The sequence below is a fragment of the Staphylococcus simulans genome (assembly GCF_025561465.1).
In the GTDB taxonomy this organism is placed as follows: domain Bacteria; phylum Bacillota; class Bacilli; order Staphylococcales; family Staphylococcaceae; genus Staphylococcus; species Staphylococcus simulans.
In genome coordinates, this window is sequence record NZ_CP095100.1 from 958,093 (window position 1) to 980,276 (window position 22,184).

A 22,184-nucleotide genomic window follows, 5' to 3' on the forward strand; every position below is an offset into this window, starting at 1 on the left:
ATGGGTGTAGGCCGCGTAACACAAATCATGGGTCCAGTTATTGACGTAAGATTCAATCATGATGAACTGCCTAAGATTAATAACGCATTAGTGCTAGATGTACCTAAGAAAGATGGCACGACTGAATCTCTTACATTAGAAGTAGCACTTGAATTAGGCGACGACGTAGTTAGAACTATCGCCATGGACTCTACAGACGGAATTAAACGTGGTGACGACGTTAAAGACACTGGTCGTCCAATCAGTGTACCTGTCGGTGAAGATACGTTAGGAAGAGTATTTAACGTTTTAGGTGATCCAATCGATAATGATGGACCGATTTCTGAATCAGTTCCACGTGAACCAATTCATAGACAACCACCTAAATTTGATGAATTATCAACAAAAGTTGAACTACTTGAAACTGGTATCAAAGTAGTAGACTTATTAGCACCATATATCAAAGGTGGTAAAGTTGGTTTATTCGGTGGTGCCGGAGTAGGTAAAACTGTATTAATCCAAGAATTAATTAATAACATCGCTCAAGAACACGGCGGTATTTCAGTATTCGCAGGTGTTGGTGAACGTACACGTGAAGGTAACGACTTGTACTTCGAAATGAGCGACAGTGGTGTTATCAAGAAAACAGCGATGGTATTCGGACAAATGAACGAACCACCTGGTGCACGTATGCGTGTAGCTTTATCAGGTTTAACAATGGCTGAATACTTCCGTGATGTTAAAGGACAAGACGTTCTTTTATTCATCGATAACATTTTCCGCTTCACACAAGCAGGTTCTGAGGTATCAGCATTGCTTGGCCGTATGCCATCAGCCGTTGGTTACCAACCAACATTGGCAACAGAAATGGGTCAATTACAAGAACGTATCACTTCTACAATGAAAGGTTCTATCACATCTATCCAAGCGGTATTCGTACCTGCCGATGACTATACTGACCCAGCGCCAGCAACAGCTTTCGCTCACTTAGACTCAACAACTAACTTAGAGCGTAAATTAACAGAAATGGGTATCTACCCAGCCGTTGACCCATTAGCGTCAACTTCACGTGCGCTTGAACCAAGCATCGTTGGTCAAGAACACTATGATGTTGCTCGTCGTGTACAATCAACATTACAAAAATACAGAGAATTACAAGATATCATCGCAATCTTAGGTATGGATGAATTATCTGATGAAGATAAGAGCACAGTTGAACGCGCAAGACGTATTCAATTCTTCTTATCTCAAAACTTCCACGTTGCAGAACAATTCACTGGTCAAAAAGGTTCATACGTACCTGTTAAGCGTACAGTTGAAGACTTCAAGGACATTCTTGAAGGTAAATATGACCACATCCCTGAAGATGCATTCCGTTTAGTCGGCAGCATGGACGATGTATTAGAAAAAGCTAAAGACATGGGTGTTGAAGTATAATATTAGGAGGTAAAGTTTAATGAACACAATGAACGTTAATATTGTTACTCCTAATGGTTCTGTTTATAACCAAGATGATGTTGAAATTGCGATTCTGCAGACAGTTGGAGGCGACATTGGTGTAATGGCCGGCCATTTACCAACTGTTACAGCAATTAAAACAGGTTATGTTAAAGTAAATTATACAGATGGGATTGATTTCATTGCGGTCAGTGATGGTTTCGTTGAAATCAGACATGAAAGCACATCAATTATTGTACAGACAGCAGAAAAAGCTGAAGATATTGATATCAGACGTGCTAAATCGGCTAAAGAAAGAGCAGAATCACATTTGAATAACAATGACGAAGATACTGACATTAACAGAGCAGAACGAGCTTTAGAACGTGCGGAAAACCGCATTAAAGTTTCGGAAATGAAATAATAACAACCATAAAGTATAGGATATATCTCACTTTGAGGTATATCCTATTTTTTAATGTCAAATTTTAGGGTAAACATATGAGTGAACAGATATTAGGATTTTGAATTTCTAAGTAAGAATGTATGATTTTACTCTATTTTCATGTACAATATGAGACAGTAAACAATTGAGGAGACGACAAAGATCATGGAATATTTAGGGCAATTTGCGATTGCGCATTTGATTATGCATGTGCTTTGTATCTGTGTCGCATATTGGGCATTGAATGCGATTAGGTTGGATCAATTCTTTAAAAAGGGTTATCCTGTCCAAGTACAAGTATTGATTATATTTCTTGCGATTTTAATCGGAACAGGAGTTAGTAATTTCATCATAGATTTATTGCAATTTTCAACGCAACTTAAATATCTTGGCCGCTAATCGTTTGAGTGTAATTCAAATGTTTTTCCATATATAATAATAGGTAATAGAAGAGATGAGAAATTTTTAAATTGAAGATGTTCAGGAGTTAAAAAGTGGAGGAGTAGTAATGAATAGAGATAGAATGATTATTAAAGGCGGAAATCGTCTAGTAGGAGAAGTACAAGTTGAGGGAGCAAAAAATGCAGTATTGCCAATTTTAACTGCATCATTGTTAGCTTCAAAGGGAGCGAGTACATTACATAATGTGCCTGAGTTAAGCGATGTTGAAACGATTAATAATGTACTTTCAACGCTTAATGCTGAAATTGAGTATCATAAAGAGGATAACAGCGTGACAGTTGATGCGACGAAACAATTGAATTCAGAAGCACCTTATGAATATGTCAGTAAAATGCGTGCGAGTATTTTAGTCATGGGTCCATTGCTTGCACGTTTAGGTCATGCAAAAGTAGCTTTACCAGGCGGTTGCTCTATCGGAAGCAGACCGATTGAACAACATATCAAAGGATTTGAAGCACTAGGTGCCAAAATTCATTTAGAAAACGGCTTTGTCTTTGCAGAAACTGCAAATGGTTTAACAGGTGCAGAGATTCACTTAGATTTCCCAAGTGTAGGTGCTACACAAAATATCATCATGGCGGCTTCATTAGCAAAAGGTAAATCTGTTATCGAGAATGTTGCACGTGAACCAGAAATCGTTGACCTAGCAAACTACATCAACGAAATGGGCGGTAATGTAACTGGTGCAGGAACAGATACAATTACGATTCATGGTGTCGAAGCTTTACATGGTGTAGAACATGCGATTATCCCAGATCGTATTGAAGCTGGTACATTACTTGTAGCAGGCGCTATTACAAGAGGCGATGTTTTAGTTAAAGGTGCAATTAAAGAACATTTAACAAGCTTGTTGTATAAACTAGAAGAAATGGGTGTCAACTTATCATATGAAGATAAAGGTATCCGAGTATCTGCAGAAGGTGAATTGCAACCAGTAGATATCAAAACATTACCACACCCAGGATTCCCTACAGATATGCAATCACAAATGATGGCGTTATTGTTAACAGCTGAAGGACATAAAGTCATTACAGAAACTGTCTTTGAAAATCGCTTTATGCATGTTGCTGAATTCAAACGAATGAATGCTCAAATTACGGTTGAAGGACGCAATGCAAAAATTACAGGTAAAAGCCATTTACAAGGCGCACAAGTGAAAGCAACTGATTTACGTGCTGCAGCAGCATTGATTTTAGCCGGTTTAGTGGCTGAAGGTACTACTGAAGTTTCAGAATTACAACACTTAGATAGAGGTTACGTAAACTTTAACGGTAAACTTAAAGCTTTAGGTGCTGATATTGAGCGTGTTAATAAATAAGTAAGTAGGGGATTAAGATGATTAAACGCTTTTATTTTAAAGTGATAAAATTACCGATTGGTTTTCACATACTCATCGTTATGCTTATGATGCTTTTGATGTTTTTCATCGGTATGTGTATCGGTTTTATATTGAATCATCAAAATCCGCTTAATATATTTGAATACCAGACTTGGTATCATTTCAAGCAAATTTTTGGAGGCTAGTAACATGGAAACAATTTTTGACTATAACCAAATTAAAAACATTATCCCACACCGTCAACCTTTTTTATTAATTGATAAAGTTGTTGAGTATGAAGAAGGTCAACGTTGTGTGGCTATTAAACAAGTATCAGGTAATGAACCATTCTTCCAAGGTCATTTCCCAGAATACGCGGTTATGCCAGGCGTGTTGATTACTGAAGCATTAGCACAAACTGGTGCAGTTGCGATTTTAAACAGTGAACAAAACAAAGGTAAAATCGCATTATTCGCTGGTATTGATAAATGTCGTTTCAAAAGACAAGTTGTACCTGGTGATACATTACAGTTAGAAGTTGAAATTACTAAAATGCGTGGACCAATTGGTAAAGGCACTGCGAAAGCAACTGTTGATGGTCAATTGGCATGTAGCTGTGAATTAACATTCGCAATCCAAGATGTATAAGCTGATATAAAAAGACTGAGACAATAGATATAAAGCATTGCTTTAATTCATCTATATTGTCTCAGTCTTTTTTTAATCTTCTCTTTTTTCGTCTTTTAAACGTGGTTTTGATTGCATCATACGGTTGAATGAAGTCTTCAATTCTTCACCAGATAATCCATCATCTACAAGCTGTGCTAATAAATTTTCAGCATAAACTTGTCTTAATGTATAGACGTGGCAATCAAAAATAATAGACATACGCTCATTATCGTATAATGAAATATTTTTAATTGTTGCATCGAATAATGCAGGATCATTAGAAGGACGTGTGATCACAACACGTATATCTAATAATGTTTCATCATCCATATATTCTTTCATAATATCGTAGTGGTTACTGGAGATTACAATTTCTAACAACCAGCCGGTGCCGCTTTGTTCTTTATTGATAATTACACCATCATAGAGTTCATATTCTATAACGCCACCGTGTTCAGTGACAATTTGGAATCTGACTGCTTTAAATGTTTTCAATTGAAGTCACTCCAATCTTTTTAAAATCTGCAAATTTTTTCTTTCTGATTCTAGTATAGCGTAAAAGATAAAAATATTTGAGAAATAGTACAGAAAATTAACCAATCAACTATAAAATTTCTCTTAATTTGTGTTTTGACGATATGTATCAATCTGAATATGATAGTAACCAAGGAGGTGACAAAATGCTAAATAAAATCGTTATTGTAGGAAGATTGACGAAACAACCTCAATTGACAGCAAAGGAGGAATCAGACATTGTATACTTTAGTGTTGCGACAGAACGTCATTATAACTATCAAGGCCAGAACAAACAATCTGTAGACTTTATTAATTGTAAGGCTTTTGGCAAGATTGCCCGAAATATTGCCAGCTATACACAAAAAGGATCGCTTGTCGGTATTACTGGCTATATGCATTCCTACAAATATGAAAAAGATAATCAAACACATTTCGGTATGGAGCTGGTTGTAGAAACAATCAAATTTATCTCGCATCCGAATGACAATTCAAGTTGTCAATTCTCATCACACCATGCACAAACGGACACTTTGATGGGTGAATATGAAGGAAGCCCGTCCTTCGACGCCATTCATCTCTAACTACCAAGTTATCCATTGACATTATATATGCTTAACTGCATATCTCCCAAAATCAAATTGCAACAACCAGCATGATGTATTCATCTCTATCCTGTTCAAAGTATCATGCTGTCCTCTCGTTAATTAAAAGTAATTCATTATGATGTTAGAATTATCCTTCTTTCTATTATAGGAAGATTCCTATAATCTATTCCAAACTCTATTTTTAAACTCTATTTAGTCCAACGCATAGCTTTTACTGCGAAAGATGCTTGGATTGCTCCATTTTCAATTTTGTACTTTCAACTTAATCCATAAAAAACTCTTTAAATATACTAATACTCACCAAGACTTTGCATAAATTTCACTTTATGCAGGGTCTTTTTTTATAAAAAGACGTTTGACAGAGAAAAAACCATGTTTTATTGCGGTTTTTTCTAGAAATTTTAGCCGATGTAAAGGGTAAAATAACCCTTCAATTATCTGAAAGATTACATAAATGTTACATAGGTTAAGAGTCAAAATTCAGTTAGAATGTGATATTAATAGGATTTGAAGTGATAGTAAGATACCTAACTATTTTATTTTAATGTAATTTACACGTAAAATTAAGCTGTATTTTTTTATTTGGTTGTAACCTACACCCTGATTTCAGATGATATAGTTGTAATTGCAAATTGATGATATTAATCACACGAAAAAACAATTACCTTATAGGAGGATTTTTAGAAATGAAAAAATTATTAGTAGCTTCATCAGCAACAGCAGCATTATTCGCAGTAGGAGTAGGAGCAGAAGCTCACGCATCTGAACAAGGAAATGCAGATCAAGCACAATTAGCAGAAACAGCATTAAACAATCCTGAACAATTAAACGAAAGCCCTGTACAAGAAGGCGCTTATAATATTAACTTTGAATATAATGGTTTAGACTTCAACTTTGAATCAGACGGTCAATATTGGAGCTGGAGCTATGGTCAAGCAGGCGGTAACGCACCAGCAGCTCAAACTACAACTCAACAAGCACCAGCAGCTCAACAAGCTCCAGTAGCTGAGCAAGCAGCACCACAAGCACAAGAAGCAACAACTCAACAAGCACCAGCACAACAAGCAGCACCTCAAGCTCAACAAGCTGCTCCACAACAATCAGCAAGCACTGGTTCATCAGCTGGTTTAAATGATCACTTACGTGCAATTGCACAACGTGAATCAGGTGGCGACATCCACGCAATCAACCCATCATCAGGTGCAGCAGGTAAATTCCAATTCTTACAATCAACTTGGGATTCAGTAGCACCAGCTGAATGGGTAGGTAAATCACCAGCATCAGCACCAGAAAGCGTACAAGACGCAGCAGCTGTTAAATTATATGACGGTGGCGCAGGTGCAGGTCACTGGGTTACTGCATAATTCAGCTAACTGATTATAAATAAATAGTTAAAAATCTATCAGGCAGGTTATCTCCAATTTAGGAGGTAACCTGCCTTTTGTAATATGTATGTAAAGAAAGACACAAGAAATATATATTGTTGTAACCTATGTTATTAGGATAGATGCTATTATAAAGACATCAAATAAATGATTTAATACAAACACCTTATGGGAGGACATATTTTACATGAAGAAATTACTAGTAGCATCGACAGCGGTGACAGCTGCTGCAGCAGTATTGGCAACAGGAATTGGAACTCAAGACGTACAAGCAAAATCATCATCAAAAGCTGAACATGCGAAGAAAGTAAAAGACGCTGAAAAGTATCTAAACGAAAAAGGTGAATACACTGTAGTTAAAGGTGACACTTTAAATAAAATCGCTAAAAAATTCGACGTTAAAGTCAAAGAATTAAAAAAATGGAACGATAAAAAATCTGACTTAATCTTAGTAGATGAAAGTTTAAAAGTTAAAGAACCTAAAAAAGTTGCGACAACACAAACAGCTGTACAATCAGACAGCCACTATGCATACAATACGCAACAAGTATCTTACAATAATTATAACCAAGCGCAATCAAACAATGCGCCACAATCATCATATACAGCACCACAACAATCTTATAACGCACCACAAGCATCATACAGTGCACCATCATATGCATCTTATGGTTCAGGTTCAGTAAGATTAGCTAACGGTAATACTGCAGGTTCTACAGGTGCATACGCAGCAGCACAAATGGAAGCTCGTACAGGCGTATCTGCATCAGTATGGGAAAACATCATTGCACGTGAATCAAATGGACAAGTTAATGCGTATAATCCATCAGGTGCCAGCGGTTTATTCCAAACAATGCCTGGTCATGGTTCTACAGCAACAGTTCAAGATCAAATCAACTCAGCTGTACATGCATATAACGTACAAGGATTAAGTGCTTGGGGTTATTAATGTTAAATAGTTAAAATTCAAGTCGAGACTAAGGTCTCGGCTTTTTTTATGAAAACAGATTCATTGCAAGTATGAAAGGGCTTTGATATGTTTAGTATGTAAATAAATTAAATAAAAACTGCTAGGGGCGCCTTTTGGCTGAGATAGGAAACTAGACCCTTTAAACCTGATTTGGTTAAGACCAACGTAGGAAAGTAGATACATAGTATGCATGATGCAAAAATACTGAAACTGCACTCCTAGGTTGGAATGCAGTTTTTTTATTGGAGGAATAAAAGTGACTTTTGCTGAAACACTTGAAAGAGATGCACAACCGATTATTGATCAAATTTATGACGATAATTTCATTCAAGCATTGTTAAAAGGGAATATAGATAAAGAGTCAATTAGACAATATTTACGTGCAGATGCCTCGTACTTAAGAGAGTTTGCGAATATCTATGCTTTATTAATTCCTAAAATGCCGAATTTAGAAAGTGTTCGATTTCTAGTTGATCAAATTCAATTCATTGTGAATGGTGAAGTGGAAGCACATGAATTCATGGCAGAATACGTGGGTGAACCGTATCACGAAATCGTACAACAAAAAGTGTGGCCGCCAAGTGGTGACCATTATATTAAACATATGTATTACAACGTTTATGCCCATGAAAATGCTGCATATGCGATTGCGGCAATGGCACCTTGTCCTTATGTCTATGCAGAAGTAGCAAAACGCGCAATGCAGGATGACAGATTAAATCAATCTTCTATATTGAAAAAATGGTTTGAATTCTATCAAACAGAAATGGATGCATTAATCGATGTTTTAAATCAATTAATGAATGAGTTAACTAAACATATGACAGATACAGAGAGACAAGAAGTCAGAGAGAATTATCTACAAAGTACAGTACATGAACGAAACTTCTTTAATATGGCTTATACAAAAGAACAATGGGAATTTGGAGGTAAATAATTATGAACAAACCGAAAATTGCTTTAACGATTGCAGGCACAGATCCAACAGGCGGCGCAGGTGTAATGGCTGACTTAAAGTCATTTCATGCATGCGGTGTGTACGGGATGGCCGCAATCACAAGTATCGTAGCGCAAAATACAAAAGGGGTTCAACACATTCATAACTTAGAATTATCTTGGTTAGAAGAACAGTTAGATAGTGTGTTTGATGACGAATTACCGCAAGCGATTAAAACTGGCATGATTGCGACAAAAGAAATGATGGAATTAATTCGTACTTATTTAGAAAAGCATCCTGAAATTCCATATGTCATTGATCCAGTAATGCTAGCCAAAAGTGGAGACTCTTTAATGGATGATAAAGGTAAACATGCCTTACAAAGTATCTTGTTACCACTTGCTGATGTTGCAACACCTAACTTACCTGAAGCAGAGGAAATTGTAGGATTCAAATTAGATAATGAAGATGCGATTAAAAAAGCAGGTAAAATCTTCATAGAAGAAATCGGCAGTAAAGGTGTAGTCATTAAAGGTGGTCATATCGAAGATGACAATATCGCAAAAGACTATCTATTTACGAAAGATGGTTTAGAAATTTTTGAAAGTGAAAGATATGAAGCAAAACATACACATGGTACAGGTTGTACTTTTTCAGCTGTAATTGCGGCTGAGCTAGCGAAAGGGAAAACGATTTATGAAGCGGTTAAAAAAGCAAAAGACTTTATCGCATTAAGTATTAAATATACACCTGAGATCGGACAAGGCAGAGGACCAGTTAACCATTTCGCATATATGAAGAAAGTAGGATTAGATGATGAGTAAAGGTTTAGATAGAATCAGAACAGAACATCCATTAGTTATTTGTTTTACGAATGATGTCGTCAAAAATTTTACAGCTAATGGACTCTTAAGTTTAGGTGCGAGTCCAGCAATGAGCGAAGCACCAGAAGAAGCAGAAGATTTTTATCCACACGCGGGTACAGTCTTAATTAATATTGGCACACTGACAAAAGCGAATGAACAAGCAATGTTAGAAGTTGGAAAAATTGCGAATAAGACAAACACACCGTTAGTGTTTGATCCCGTTGCTGTGGGCGCATCAACGTATCGTAAACAATTCTGCAAAACATTCCTAGAGCAAGTGAAACCAACTGTAATCAAAGGAAATGCTTCAGAAATTTTAACGCTTATAGATGATACAACAACAATGAAAGGTACAGATAGTGCTGAAAGCTTAGATGTTGTATCCATTGCGAAAAAAGCACATGAACAATATCAAACTGCAATTGTGTTAACTGGTGAAACAGATGTCATTGCTCAAAACAATAAAATTGTTAAGCTGAATAATGGTTCACGTTTCTTAACGCAAATTACAGGTGCAGGTTGTTTATTAGGTGCTATTGTAGGTGCATTCTTATTTAGAAATGAAAATCCAGAGATTGAAGATTTAATTGAAGCAGTTTCTGTTTATAATATTGCAGCTGAACGTGCTGAACAATTAAGTGAAAGTAAAGGACCAGGTACTTTCTTAGTTCAATTTATTGATGCATTATATAAAATAGACAGTGAAGCAGCAGTAGAAAATCGTAAAGCACAAGAGGTGAAATAAGTGTTTCAACCAGAGGATTTAAAAGTTTACTTTATTTGCGGAACACAAGATATACCTGAAGACCGTACGATTCATGAAGTATTAACTGAAGCATTAGAAGGCGGCATTACGATGTATCAATTTCGTGAAAAAGGGCCTAACGCTAAAACAGGTAATGCGAAGAAAGAACTGGCACAATCTTTGAAACAATTATGTGAACAATATCATGTACCTTTTATCGTAAATGATGATGTTGAATTAGCAGAGTTGATTGATGCTGATGGCATTCATGTTGGACAAGATGATGCGAAAGTGAATACTTTTAAGACGCACTTTAAAAATAAAATTATCGGTTTAAGTGTCGGCAATGAAACAGAATTAGCGCAATCTGATTTAACAGATGTCGATTATATTGGCGTTGGTCCGATATTTAAAACAGGGTCTAAAGACGATGCCAGTGATCCTGTCGGCACAGAAATGATTGAAACATTGCATGAGAAAACAAATGGTATGCCGATTGTCGCAATTGGCGGTATTGCGTTAAATAATGTCGAACCGATTGCGCAAACACATGCACAAGGTGTATCAGTTATTTCAGCGATTGCTCAGAGTTCAAATGTTAAAGAAACCGTTCGCAATTTCTTACAATATTTTAAATAATGCCCTTAATTCTATGTTTTTGTTTTCTACACCTCATAGAATGTGATAAAATTATTTTTATGTGAATAATACCAATAGAGGTGGAAAAATGAATAAAAAAGCATTATTGCCTTTGCTTCTTGGGGTTATGGTTTTTCTTGCAGGATGTGATTATTCTAAACCTGAAAACAGAACAGGTTTTTTCTATAATACATTTGTGAAAAACATGGATAACATCATCCATTGGCTAGGCTCTAGTTTTAATAACGATTATGGATTAGCGATTATTGTCTTAGTTTTAGCAATCCGTATTGTCGTTCTGCCATTCATGCTTTCTAACTATAAGAACAGTCACTTAATGCGCGAAAAAATGGTGATTGCAAAACCAGATATGGACGCAGTGAAAGAGAAAGTAAAACGTGCACGCACACAAGAAGAAAAAATGGCAGCAAACCAAGAAATGATGGAAGTTTATAAAAAATACGATATGAATCCAATGCAAAGTATGCTTGGATGTTTACCAATGTTAATACAAATGCCTGTAATCATGGGCTTATTCTTCGTATTAAAATACCCATCACCAGGTGGTATTGTAGAACATCCTGATTTCTTATGGTTCAACTTAGCAAAACCGGATATTTGGATTACAATTATTGCCGGTGTGTTATACTTCCTACAAGCTTACGTATCAACATTCAGTATGCCGCCTGAACAAAAACAAATGAGTTACATGATGATGATCATTTCACCAATTATGATTATCTGGGTATCATTAAGTTCAGCAGCTGCATTAGGTTTATACTGGTCAGTCAGTGCCGCGTTCTTGATTGTTCAAACATATGTTGCGAACCAATATTACTCTAAGAAAGCGAAAGAAGAAGTCGCTCCAATGATTAGAGAATATGAAAAGAAACATGGTAAAGACGGTAAACAAAAAGGTGCGCAAGTCTTAGGTAAGAAAAACAGAAAGAAAAAATAATACATCATTGATGACTTAAAATCAGTTGCAACTAAAATTGCAGCTGATTTTTTATTTAGGATTTGTACAATAGGGAATAGTAATAGTAACTAAAAGTGTTATTTTAAAATTGGAGGGGAATACCAATGGAAATTAAATCAGTAACAACTGCTGACATTTTAGAGTTACAGAAAATCAGCTATAGAACTTTTGATGACACATTTAGAGAAATGAACAGCCCAGAAAATATTAAAGATTATTTAGATACAGCATTTACACAAGACAAACTAAGACGTGAATTAGAAGATCCACATTCGAATTTCTATTTCTTGTATGATAACGATAAAATTGTCGGATATTTAAAGTTGAATGAAGGGGATTCACAAACAGAGCAAGTTTCATCTGATTGTACTGAAATAGAACGCTTATATATTTTGAAGAATTATCATGGCTATGGTTATGGTAAAAAATTATTGAACTTTGCTATAAAGACAGCAGTCGAAGATGGTAAAAAATGTGTATGGCTAGGTGTATGGGAGAAAAATGAACAAGCATTAGGTTTCTATAAACATTTAGGATTCAAGAAGATCTCAGAACATGATTTCATGATGGGGAATGATAGACAAACAGATTTAATCCTAGCATATAATATCGAATAAAAAAGAAGCGGTTGAGAATTTAGATTTGTTCTCAACCGCTTCTTCATCTTATTTGCTTATTGTTCTGTAAACTGCCATTCGTTAAAGAATTGTGCGACGAAGAATTCCATAAAACGATGACGTTCTTGCGCAATTTCTGAAGCTGTTTCAGTATGCATTAAATCTTTAAGTTTAAACAATTTATCATAGAAATGCTTAATCGCTGAAGGATCATAACCTTCTAATTCGTTATCAGAACTAATACTATCAGGAATAGGCCCTTGCCACATCGGCTCATCAAAGTGACCCGCAAATTGGAACGTACGCGCTATACCAATTGCACCAATCGCATCTAAGCGATCTGCATCTCTAACAATATAACCTTCTTTGGATAAGGGGATTTCTTGATCCACATTATGACGAAAGCTGATGTTTTTGATGATATGCATAATTTTTTCTTGATCCTGTCCACTAACTTCAATACGGTTTAAAAAATCAATTAGTTGATTTTCAGCAGCAGTTTCATCTGTTAATTTGGTATCTACCGTATCATGTAATAATGCAGCCATCTGAATAATGTAAGGATTGCCGTAGCCTTCTTGTTCAGAGATGAAGAGTGCCATTTTAACGACCCGCATGACATGGTTGATATCATGCCCTGTGTGATCTGTTTGATGGAAGTCTTTCATATATTGTTCAGCTGATTTTAATTGTTGATATTGATTCATGACTTTGTGTACTCCTTTATGATTTACAATATCGGTGAAATTAAGTTGGCTATGGCTTCTTTGAATTTCACCCATAAACTGCGTTGATTATAACGCTCTTGTGTTAATTCTGAAGATAACATTAAATCTTGATTGAACTGGTCACGCAATTGTGCAGCAATTTGACGGTCATAAATAAACGCATTGATTTCAAAATTCAGTGTAAAACTACGATGGTCCATATTCGCTGTTCCCACACTTGCGACTTCGTCATCAATAATCATCATTTTTGAATGTAAGAAACCATTGTCATAATGATAAACCTTGACGCCTGATGCCAACAGTGATGCAACATTTTTCAATGTCGCAAAGTAGACGAATGGATGGTCTGGTTTATTTGGAATCATAATCGATACATCTACACCGCCTAATGCAGCAATAGACACAGCATCCATAAAGGCTTGGTCAGGAATAAAGTAGGGCGATTGAATTTGAATCGAATTTTTCGCTGAAGTAATCATTTTCAAATAACCGTATTTGATTTGCTCCCAATCTTCATCTGGACCGCTTGATGCGATTTGGATACCGATAGAACTACCTGTATCAATGTCAGGGAAGTAGCGATCAGAATAAGTGATGTTATCACGCTTAGCTTGTGAGTTCCAATCTAAAATAAAGCGTAATTGCAAGGCATTGACCGCATCTCCGACAATACGTAAGTGCGTGTCTCTCCAGTATCCGAAACGTTTGGATAAGCCTAAATATTCTTTACCAACATTGAAACCGCCGACATATCCGATATAACCATCAATCACGACAATTTTGCGGTGATTTCGGTTGTTTAATCTAAAGTTGATAAGCGGTAATTTAGAAGGGAAGAAAGATTCAACTTGTCCGCCCTTTCTTCTGAACTCATCAAAGTCTTTTAAAGTTAAGCCTCTGGAACCCATATCATCGTATAACATTTTTACTTCAAGGCCTTCTTCAAGTTTTTTCTCTAAGGCAGCTAAGATACGTTTACCAAGCTTGTCATTTCTAAAAATGTAATACTCGATATGGATGTAATCTGTGGCGTTTTCTATATCTTTAATCAACGCATCAAACTTTTCATGACCATCTGTAAAAATCGTCATTTCATTATCAGTAGTTAAGAAGGCTGAGTTATTATACAACAACATTTGTACCATTGATTTATGTTTGACGATTTCATGGTTCCCTTTAGAGAACTCTTTGGTTTGTAATGCTTTTAATTGTTCATTAACAATTGCCTCTAATCCAATACGGTCTTCCTCATCTAAGGAAAAGATATGATCTCTTTGGATTTGACGGCCCAGCAATAAATAAAGTATGAACCCGATAACAGGCAAGAATACGAGTACGAGCAACCATGCCCAAATCGATCCTGCAGATCTTCTTTCCATAAATACAATAACGAAACCGAATACGAGGTTTAATATGAATAAGCCGATTAAAATAATATTGATAACTAAATTGGCTTGAAAAGGTATAAAGTCGAAATTATACATAAGTAACCTCCGTGTTTTTAATCAGCAATTATGTATGTTTTTACTTTGGCTGATGTTGAACTTATTGTAACACAGGCACACCTTTCACGATACATTTGACATATACCTATATAGGGTATATTCTAGAGATAGAAACCTAACAGGACGGAGGTTCAAACATGACGCAAGAAGAACGCGCACATCATTCAGAAAAAATCAAATCTAACCTTAAAGCACGACTGAATCGTATAGAAGGACAAGTCAGAGCGATTAATCGCATGATAGACGAAGATGTTTATTGTGATGATGTTTTAACACAAATCAGAGCGACACGTTCAGCTTTGAATAGTGTTGCTGTAAAATTGCTGGATCATCATATGAAAGGCTGTATTTTGCATAAAGCTGAAGATGGACAAGCAGAAGCTGCAATGGAAGAATTATTAGTTACCGTCCAAAAATTAATTAAAGATTAATAAAGGAGTCAGACATGCATAGTAGTGTGATTCAAATCAGTGGTATGGAAACTGAAGAACAACAGCATATTTTGCAAGAACATTTGCAGCAAATGATTGGTATGTCAGAAGTGCAAGTGGATCTGAAATCACAAGAAGTGAAAGCGAGTTACCAGACACCAATCAGTTTAAACAATTTGGAAAAAGAAATTTATGATCAAGGTTACCAAATATTAAATTAAAAAGAGGAGTGTTGTGATATGGAAAAACAATTAAAAGTTGAAGGTATGAGTTGCAGTCATTGTAAAAAAGCTGTAGAAGATGCTGTTGGTAAAGTAAATGGCGTTGACCAAGTAACGGCTACCCCAGATAATGATACAGTAGACGTAACATTCAATGGTGAAGATAAAGTATTATCTGAAGTTGAATCAGCAATTTATGACGCAGGTTATGACGTTGTAAAATAAGACAGAATTATAAAGGCTCAAGTTATCTCTATGGCTGAGCCTTCTTTTTTAAATAAAAATATACCTATATAGGGTATAGGAGCGGGTGAAATATGGAAAAAGCAGAGTTTAAAATATCAGGTATGACTTGTGCTGCTTGCTCATCACGAATTGAACGGGTTTTGAGTCGTACAGAAGGGATCGACCAAGCGAATGTGAACTTAGTCACTGAAAAAGCATCTATCGAATATGATCAAAGCCATGTCGATATGGATCAAGTCTTTGAAAAAGTGAAACAGCTCGGTTATGAACCCATTGCGCTTGAAACTGCAGATGAAGCAAAAGCACGTAAAAACCAAGAGTTAAATCGTCAAAAAATGAAATTTATTATTGCGATGATTTTATCATTGCCATTGTTATATACCATGGTGGGGCATTTCAGCTTCTTAAGCTTCTTGCCACTCCCTCATGTGATGACAGAACCGTGGTTCCAATTTATCTTAGCAACGCCAGTCCAATTTATTCTAGGTTGGCAATTCTATAAAGGTGCGTATGGTGCATTAAGAAATAAGAGTGCTAATATGGATGTCTTGGTCGCATTAGGGACTTCCGCAGCGTACTTCTATAGTATCTATATGTGGATTATTCATGCAGGTGAAAAACACATTCCATTGTACTTTGAAACCAGTGCAGTTTTAATTACGTTAATCTTACTTGGTAAATACTTTGAGGCGAAAGCTAAAGGCCATGCGAGTGATGCGATTAATAAATTGTTATCACTTCAAGTTAAAGAAGCGCGTGTAGAACGAGATGGAGAAGCGGTCTCTTTACCAGTCGATCAAGTACAGAAAGGTGATGTTTTACTGATTAAAAGCGGTGAATATGTGCCTTTAGATGGTGAAATTATCGAAGGGGAGACTAGTTTAGATGAATCAATGTTAACTGGTGAAAGTATTCCTGTAGATAAAACGATTGGTGATGAAGTCATCGGTGCCACATTAAACCATGGAAACTTTATTAAAGTGAAAGTGACACATACAGGCGATGATTTAGTATTAAATCAAATTATTAAAATTGTTGAAGAAGCACAAGGAGAAAAACCAAATATTCAACGTTTAGCAGATAAGATTTCTGGAATCTTTGTGCCGACAGTACTCGGTATCGCGCTTGTTGTGTTTATTATTTGGTTCAGTTTTATCACACCATTTAATTTTCAATCTAGTTTAGAGGTCTTTATCGCAGTCATAGTTATTGCATGTCCATGTGCTTTAGGTCTTGCGACACCGACTTCAATTATGGCTGGATCAGGACGTTCAGCAGAATTAGGTGTGTTATTCAAATCATCTGAAGCGTTAGAACAAACGCAAAATGTGGACACAATCGTATTTGATAAAACAGGCACATTAACAGAAGGGCAACCTTCAGTATACAAAGTCATCGATAATACAGATAATCAACAGTTCGGAACACTTGTAAAAAGTTTAGAAGTACAATCTGAACATCCATTATCACAAGCAATTACAGACTATTATCAAGATGCGCAAAACTTGATAGTAGAACAGTATCAAACACATCCAGGTAATGGTATCAGTGGTTATATTAATGGACAGTTTATCAAAATCGGATCACAAAGCTTTATTCAACCTGATTTGAATGATTGGGATGAGCAGCTTGAAGCAGAAATAAAAGATTTACAACATCAAGGTTCAACGGTTGTATTAGCTTCAATCGATAATCAATTTGCGGGATTGATTGCCTTAAGAGATGAACCGAAAACAAGTGCCAAGGCATTAATTGAGCGCTTAAATCCAAATTATGACATTGTGATGTTAAGTGGTGACAGCCAAGGTACAGCTGAAGCCATTGCTGAAGAGTTAGGCATTAACCGTGTCATCGCTGGTGTGAAACCTGATCATAAAGCTGAAGAGATTACGAAATTACAAGACGAAGGTAAAAATGTGATGATGGTCGGTGATGGTATCAATGATGCACCAGCATTAGCAAAAAGTAACATCGGCTTGGCAATGGGTACAGGTTCTGATATTGCGATTGAAGCAGGCGACATTATGATTGTCGGTGGAGATATTGAAAAAGTAGAAGATGCGTTAGATATGAGTCAGCGTACGATGAAGAATATTAAACAAAACTTATTCTTCGCATTCTGTTACAATGCAATCGGCATTCCGATTGCGGCATTCGGTTTACTTGCCCCATGGGTGGCTGGCGCTGCAATGGCATTCAGTTCAGTCTCAGTCGTACTCAATGCATTAAGACTACAAAAAGTTAAACCACAAAAGAAAATATAAAAATAATGTAGTAAAATGAAAATTTTTAGGGTAGAATAAAAGTAACTATTCTATAGTAATACGAAGATGGGGTGAACACGAATGAATAATAATACAGATAAACTACGTAATGTCGTTCAATTGTTATCTTCGCTCGGTGTCAATATTAAGAAAACGAAATCCAGATTAGAGATTATGCATACGTTACCGAATACTTCAGTAGCGACACCAAAATTAAAGTAATAAAAAACAGGTTATCGATTCGGACATTGAATGCAATGTTCAACCGATAACCTGTTTTTTTAGTTTGTATAAGATTTAGAACGTAAGAAGTCTGGTTGATAAGGGACAGGTTGGTGATAGTAGATTGATAAGATCACACCGACACCCGTCATTAAACTCCATAAAGAGCTACCGCCGTAACTGATGAATGGAAGCGGAATACCTGTAATTGGTAATAATTGAACTGTCATTCCCATGTTTTGGACTGCATGGAATAAAACAAGTGTCATAAATCCAATAATATAAATCTTGTTGTAAATAATTGTGTTTTTATTCGCAAGACGTACCAAGTGGAACATCAGCACAATAAATAAAATGATTAATAATACAGCACCGATAAATCCGAATTCCTCACCAACAACAGAGAAGATAAAGTCAGTATGGTTTTCAGGAATATAAACTTCACCATGATTAAGTCCTTTACCTAATAATTGCCCAGAACCGATTGCTTTCAGCGACTCTGTTAAATGATAACCATCGCCTGAACTATAAGAATAAGGATCTAACCATGAAGCGATACGCCCTAATTGATAGGTTTTAATACCGAACCCATTTTCAATTAATGATGGTTTGAAGATAATAGATAAAATAAAGAATGCACCGATTGATAAAATCGTTAAGAAAATAGGTGCAAGGATTTTCCAAGAAATCCCACTGACGATTAAAACACCTGTTAAGATTGCTAGGCAGACTAACGTCGTCCCTAAGTCATTTTGTAAAAAGATTAAAGCCATCGGAATACCTGTGACTATTAATAATTTAAAGAATAACTTAAAGTCAGTTTCTAATGATTTGTTAAATGTATATTTGTTATGACGAGATACAATCTTCGCAAGCATTAAAATCAGTATAATTTTCATAAACTCAGAAGGTTGGATACTGATCGGACCAAAACTGTACCAACTTTTTGCACCGTTGATGATAGGTGTTATCGCTGTTTCCGGCATTACCAATAAGACAATTAACAAAACACATAAAATGCCGTATAACGTATAAGTGTATTTCATAATACGCTTCGGTGAGATTACCATAATTGCAAAGGCGATTATAAAACCGAGTATGTAATAAATGATTTGTTTAATACTGAAGTTTGCGCTATATTGACCGCCGCCCATGGCAGATTTTATAAAAACGACACTAATGATAGCAAATATTACCAAAATGCCGATTAAAACCCAGTCAATACGCCGTATCCATGATTTATTAGGTTGTTGACGTGAAGCTTTCATAAATAGTCTCCTTTAATGCATGTTTTACATCAGTTCAATTGATGTTGACAGGTTACTCTTCGATAGTTGTATGTTATGTATAGTTATCCATATGAAAAACTATAGCATATTTGAACTTTCATCTGTAGCTATTTCCTATTATATACCGTTTTACCAATTATGACTTTAATTTCTCAGGTTTGACATGCAATAAATTAGGAAATCGTGATAAAATAAAGTTTAACAATGCGTTTGGAGGAAAGAACATGGCTAAAGAAAATATATGTATCATTTATGGTGGAAAAAGCGCGGAACATGATGTTTCTATTTTAACTGCGCAGAATGTCTTAAATGCTATTGATAAAGATAAGTACCAAGTAGATATTATCTACATTACAAATGATGGTGCTTGGAAAAAGAAAGATAACATCGTCGATAGTGTGGAAGATACAGAAACTTTGCGCCTAGAAGATGTAAAAGAAGGTGAAATTTCCAGCTTGCTTACAAACAGCAGTTCTGGACAGCCATATTCAGCAGTATTCCCATTATTACACGGACCGAATGGTGAAGACGGAACAATTCAAGGATTATTTGAAGTATTAGATTTACCGTATGTCGGTAATGGTGTGTTAGCAGCTTCTAGTACAATGGATAAACTTGTCATGAAACAATTATTTGCACATAGAGGTTTACCGCAATTACCATATGTCAGCTTTTTAAGAAGTGAGTATGACAAATATCAAAGCAATATTTTAAAACTTGTGCATGACAAATTAGAATATCCTGTCTTTGTAAAACCAGCAAACTTAGGTTCAAGTGTCGGTATCAGTAAATGTAACAACGAAGAAGAGTTAAAAGCAGGGATTGAAGAAGCTTTCCAATTCGATAGAAAACTTGTGATTGAACAGGGTGTCGTTGCGAGAGAAGTCGAAGTTGCGGTATTAGGTAATGATTACCCAGAAACAACGGAACCAGGGGAAGTTATCAAAGATGTGGCATTCTATGACTATAAATCTAAATATTTAGATGGTAATATCCGTTTATCTATTCCAGCTGAATTAGACAGTGAAGTACGTACAACACTTCGTAATATGGCAGTTGAAGCATTTAAAGCAACAGACTGCGCAGGCTTATTACGTGCAGATTTCTTTGTGACAGAAGATAATCAAATCTACATTAATGAAACAAATGCGATGCCAGGATTTACTAAATTCAGTATGTATCCGAGTCTGTGGGAAAGCATGGGTTTATCATACTCTGACTTGATTACAAAATTAATTGAGTTAGCGAAAGAAAAACATATCGAAAAACAAAAGAACAAATACAAAATTGATTAAGGTCGTGTACTTACATGATAGAAGTAACTTTAAAACAAATTAAAGCGTGGATTTCTTGTGAAATTGATGAAAAATATTTAGATCATACAATTAAAGGTGTCACAATCGACTCAAGAAAAATTGATGAAGGTAATTTGTTTATCCCATTTAAAGGTGAAAATACAGATGGTCATCGATTTGTAGAACAAGCATTACAAGATGGTGCAGGCGCTGTTTTTTATCAAAAAGATGTCAAACCAGAACATCCAGTAGAAGGTCCTGTCATCTGGGTTGATGATACCTTATTAGCACTGCAAGAACTGGCGAAAGCTTACTTGCAGCACGTACAACCAAAAGTAATTGCTGTAACAGGATCTAATGGTAAGACAACAACTAAAGATATGATTGAAAGTGTCTTAAAGCCGAATTTCAAAGTGAAGAAAACACAAGGAAATTACAATAATGAAATTGGGATGCCATTAACGATTTTAGAGTTAGATGAGGATACTGAAATTTCCATTTTAGAAATGGGTATGTCAGGTTTCCATCAAATTGAACTACTATCTGAAATCGCACAACCTGATATTGCAGTGATTACCAATATCGGTGAATCACATATGCAAGATTTAGGTTCTAGAGAAGGTATTGCCCGAGCTAAATTTGAAATTGTTGCTGGTTTAAAACCAGAAGGTGTACTGCTCTATGATGGCGATGAACCTTTACTTGTACCGCATGTTCATACGTTAGAAAATAATCAAGCCATCAGTATCGGCATAAGTTCTGAGAATGAAGTGGTATGTCATGTTGAACAACATGATGCGTTAGGTATTGCATTTAGTATCAATGAGCAAGAACATTATCAAATTCCTATTTTAGGTATTCATAATATGCGTAATGCAACAATTGCGATTACGGTCGGCAAATTGTCAGGTCTTGATTATGAAACAATTAAAACAAATATTGCGCAAGTCCAATTGACGCAAATGCGTATGGAGTTGCATCATTCTAAACAAGATGTCGCAGTAATTAATGACGCTTATAATGCCAGCCCAACAAGTATGAAAGCGGCTATTGATACGCTATCTGCAATGGATGGACGCAAAATCTTGATTTTAGCGGATGTGCTAGAATTAGGAGAAAACAGTGCAGCAATGCATGCTTCAGTAGGTGAATACTTAGAAGATAAAGGTATCGATTATTTATTGACTTACGGCGAAGAAGCGGCACATATTCATCAAGCGGGTAAAGCATTTGTAGAAACTGCCGAACATTTTGATGATAAAACACAATTAATCGAATATACGTTAGCACATGTTCAACCAAAAGATAATGTGTTGATTAAGGGTTCAAGAGGTATGGCTTTAGAAGAAGTAGCTCAAGCTCTATTAGAACAAAATTAATTAGAAAGTCAGCGAGATGATGAAATTTCTTATTA

The 22,184-nt window shown here is 35.8% G+C and carries 26 protein-coding genes and 1 riboswitch; of the genes, 22 read left to right on the forward strand and 4 right to left on the reverse strand.

Going from position 1 to position 22,184, the window contains the following annotated elements:
• The 6 genes from atpD to fabZ all read left to right on the forward strand — a co-directional run bounded on the left by atpD (position 1) and on the right by fabZ (position 4,289).
• The gene (gene atpD / locus MUA87_RS04225) at positions 1-1,416 is read left to right on the forward strand and encodes a F0F1 ATP synthase subunit beta (protein WP_002481783.1); all 1,416 of its coding nucleotides are present in this window, start codon (positions 1-3) and stop codon (positions 1,414-1,416) included.
• 19 nt (positions 1,417-1,435) lie between these two features.
• The gene (locus MUA87_RS04230; RefSeq protein WP_002481782.1) at positions 1,436-1,840 is read left to right on the forward strand and encodes a F0F1 ATP synthase subunit epsilon; all 405 of its coding nucleotides are present in this window, start codon (positions 1,436-1,438) and stop codon (positions 1,838-1,840) included.
• A 186-nt stretch (positions 1,841-2,026) separates the two neighbouring features.
• Positions 2,027-2,260, forward strand: a complete 234-nt coding sequence (locus MUA87_RS04235) for a DUF1146 family protein (RefSeq protein ID WP_002481781.1) — start codon at positions 2,027-2,029, stop codon at positions 2,258-2,260.
• A gap of 109 nt (positions 2,261-2,369) precedes the next feature.
• A complete protein-coding gene (murA, locus tag MUA87_RS04240) occupies positions 2,370-3,641 on the forward strand; it encodes a UDP-N-acetylglucosamine 1-carboxyvinyltransferase (protein ID WP_002481780.1) in 1,272 nt (423 codons plus the stop codon).
• An 80-nt stretch (positions 3,642-3,721) separates the two neighbouring features.
• Positions 3,722-3,847 carry a DNA-directed RNA polymerase subunit beta gene (locus tag MUA87_RS12860; protein ID WP_353422199.1) on the forward strand — a complete coding sequence of 42 codons (126 nt, stop codon included), beginning with the start codon at positions 3,722-3,724 and terminating at the stop codon, positions 3,845-3,847.
• 4 nt (positions 3,848-3,851) lie between these two features.
• Positions 3,852-4,289, forward strand: coding sequence for a 3-hydroxyacyl-ACP dehydratase FabZ (fabZ, locus tag MUA87_RS04245; protein ID WP_002481778.1), 438 nt, complete (start codon positions 3,852-3,854; stop codon positions 4,287-4,289).
• A 72-nt stretch (positions 4,290-4,361) separates the two neighbouring features.
• On the opposite strand, the gene MUA87_RS04250 is transcribed toward fabZ, so the two are convergent.
• Entirely contained in the window at positions 4,362-4,805 is a 444-nt protein-coding gene (locus MUA87_RS04250) for a YwpF family protein (protein ID WP_002481777.1), read from the reverse strand.
• 185 nt (positions 4,806-4,990) lie between these two features.
• Here MUA87_RS04250 and MUA87_RS04255 point away from each other — a divergent pair, with 185 nt between their 5' ends.
• The 9 genes from MUA87_RS04255 to MUA87_RS04300 all read left to right on the forward strand — a co-directional run bounded on the left by MUA87_RS04255 (position 4,991) and on the right by MUA87_RS04300 (position 12,569).
• Positions 4,991-5,407, forward strand: coding sequence for a single-stranded DNA-binding protein (locus MUA87_RS04255; RefSeq protein WP_002481776.1), 417 nt, complete (start codon positions 4,991-4,993; stop codon positions 5,405-5,407).
• Positions 5,408-6,117: 710 nt separating this feature from the next.
• Positions 6,118-6,795: a transglycosylase family protein gene (locus tag MUA87_RS04260; protein ID WP_002481775.1), complete on the forward strand. Its 678-nt coding sequence runs from the start codon at positions 6,118-6,120 to the stop codon at positions 6,793-6,795.
• Positions 6,796-7,003: 208 nt separating this feature from the next.
• A complete protein-coding gene (locus MUA87_RS12800; protein ID WP_002481774.1) occupies positions 7,004-7,765 on the forward strand; it encodes a LysM peptidoglycan-binding domain-containing protein in 762 nt (253 codons plus the stop codon).
• A gap of 113 nt (positions 7,766-7,878) precedes the next feature.
• Positions 7,879-7,975, forward strand: a riboswitch (TPP riboswitch).
• Positions 7,976-8,042: 67 nt separating this feature from the next.
• Positions 8,043-8,723 (forward strand): thiaminase II, encoded by a 681-nt coding sequence (gene tenA, locus MUA87_RS04275; RefSeq protein WP_060804051.1) that lies wholly within the window; start codon positions 8,043-8,045, stop codon positions 8,721-8,723.
• A 2-nt stretch (positions 8,724-8,725) separates the two neighbouring features.
• Positions 8,726-9,547, forward strand: a complete 822-nt coding sequence (gene thiD, locus MUA87_RS04280; RefSeq protein ID WP_262551328.1) for a bifunctional hydroxymethylpyrimidine kinase/phosphomethylpyrimidine kinase — start codon at positions 8,726-8,728, stop codon at positions 9,545-9,547.
• Positions 9,540-10,334 (forward strand): hydroxyethylthiazole kinase, encoded by a 795-nt coding sequence (gene thiM, locus MUA87_RS04285; protein ID WP_023016111.1) that lies wholly within the window; start codon positions 9,540-9,542, stop codon positions 10,332-10,334. Before thiD ends, thiM begins: the two co-directional genes overlap by 8 nt.
• On the forward strand, positions 10,335-10,973 hold the full coding sequence (gene thiE, locus MUA87_RS04290; RefSeq protein WP_023016110.1) for a thiamine phosphate synthase: 639 nt from the start codon (positions 10,335-10,337) through the stop codon (positions 10,971-10,973).
• Positions 10,974-11,061: 88 nt separating this feature from the next.
• Positions 11,062-11,931, forward strand: coding sequence for a membrane protein insertase YidC (gene yidC / locus MUA87_RS04295; protein ID WP_002481769.1), 870 nt, complete (start codon positions 11,062-11,064; stop codon positions 11,929-11,931).
• Between the two features lie 125 nt (positions 11,932-12,056).
• Positions 12,057-12,569: a GNAT family N-acetyltransferase gene (locus tag MUA87_RS04300; protein WP_002481768.1), complete on the forward strand. Its 513-nt coding sequence runs from the start codon at positions 12,057-12,059 to the stop codon at positions 12,567-12,569.
• A gap of 56 nt (positions 12,570-12,625) precedes the next feature.
• Here MUA87_RS04300 and MUA87_RS04305 read toward each other — a convergent pair whose 3' ends face one another.
• Both MUA87_RS04305 and cls read right to left on the reverse strand, forming a co-directional pair.
• A complete protein-coding gene (locus tag MUA87_RS04305) occupies positions 12,626-13,276 on the reverse strand; it encodes an HD domain-containing protein (protein WP_060804054.1) in 651 nt (216 codons plus the stop codon).
• A 23-nt stretch (positions 13,277-13,299) separates the two neighbouring features.
• Entirely contained in the window at positions 13,300-14,781 is a 1,482-nt protein-coding gene (gene cls, locus MUA87_RS04310; protein WP_002481766.1) for a cardiolipin synthase, read from the reverse strand.
• A 158-nt stretch (positions 14,782-14,939) separates the two neighbouring features.
• Between cls and csoR the strand changes: the two genes are divergently transcribed.
• The 5 genes from csoR (at position 14,940) to MUA87_RS04335 (ending at position 18,186) form a co-directional block, all read left to right on the forward strand.
• Positions 14,940-15,233, forward strand: a complete 294-nt coding sequence (csoR, locus tag MUA87_RS04315; protein ID WP_002481765.1) for a copper-sensing transcriptional repressor CsoR — start codon at positions 14,940-14,942, stop codon at positions 15,231-15,233.
• A 14-nt stretch (positions 15,234-15,247) separates the two neighbouring features.
• Positions 15,248-15,454 (forward strand): putative copper chaperone CsoZ, encoded by a 207-nt coding sequence (csoZ, locus tag MUA87_RS04320; RefSeq protein WP_002481764.1) that lies wholly within the window; start codon positions 15,248-15,250, stop codon positions 15,452-15,454.
• A gap of 18 nt (positions 15,455-15,472) precedes the next feature.
• Positions 15,473-15,679: a copper ion binding protein gene (locus MUA87_RS04325; protein WP_002481763.1), complete on the forward strand. Its 207-nt coding sequence runs from the start codon at positions 15,473-15,475 to the stop codon at positions 15,677-15,679.
• A gap of 92 nt (positions 15,680-15,771) precedes the next feature.
• The gene (locus MUA87_RS04330) at positions 15,772-17,964 is read left to right on the forward strand and encodes a heavy metal translocating P-type ATPase (RefSeq protein ID WP_119564154.1); all 2,193 of its coding nucleotides are present in this window, start codon (positions 15,772-15,774) and stop codon (positions 17,962-17,964) included.
• An 81-nt stretch (positions 17,965-18,045) separates the two neighbouring features.
• The gene (locus tag MUA87_RS04335) at positions 18,046-18,186 is read left to right on the forward strand and encodes an Lmo0850 family protein (RefSeq protein ID WP_023016106.1); all 141 of its coding nucleotides are present in this window, start codon (positions 18,046-18,048) and stop codon (positions 18,184-18,186) included.
• A 59-nt stretch (positions 18,187-18,245) separates the two neighbouring features.
• On the opposite strand, the gene MUA87_RS04340 is transcribed toward MUA87_RS04335, so the two are convergent.
• Entirely contained in the window at positions 18,246-19,454 is a 1,209-nt protein-coding gene (locus tag MUA87_RS04340; RefSeq protein WP_002481760.1) for an FtsW/RodA/SpoVE family cell cycle protein, read from the reverse strand.
• A gap of 245 nt (positions 19,455-19,699) precedes the next feature.
• Between MUA87_RS04340 and MUA87_RS04345 the strand changes: the two genes are divergently transcribed.
• A complete protein-coding gene (locus MUA87_RS04345; RefSeq protein WP_002481759.1) occupies positions 19,700-20,770 on the forward strand; it encodes a D-alanine--D-alanine ligase in 1,071 nt (356 codons plus the stop codon).
• A 14-nt stretch (positions 20,771-20,784) separates the two neighbouring features.
• Positions 20,785-22,149 (forward strand): UDP-N-acetylmuramoyl-tripeptide--D-alanyl-D-alanine ligase, encoded by a 1,365-nt coding sequence (locus tag MUA87_RS04350; RefSeq protein ID WP_262551329.1) that lies wholly within the window; start codon positions 20,785-20,787, stop codon positions 22,147-22,149.
• Positions 22,150-22,184: the final 35 nt, after the last annotated feature.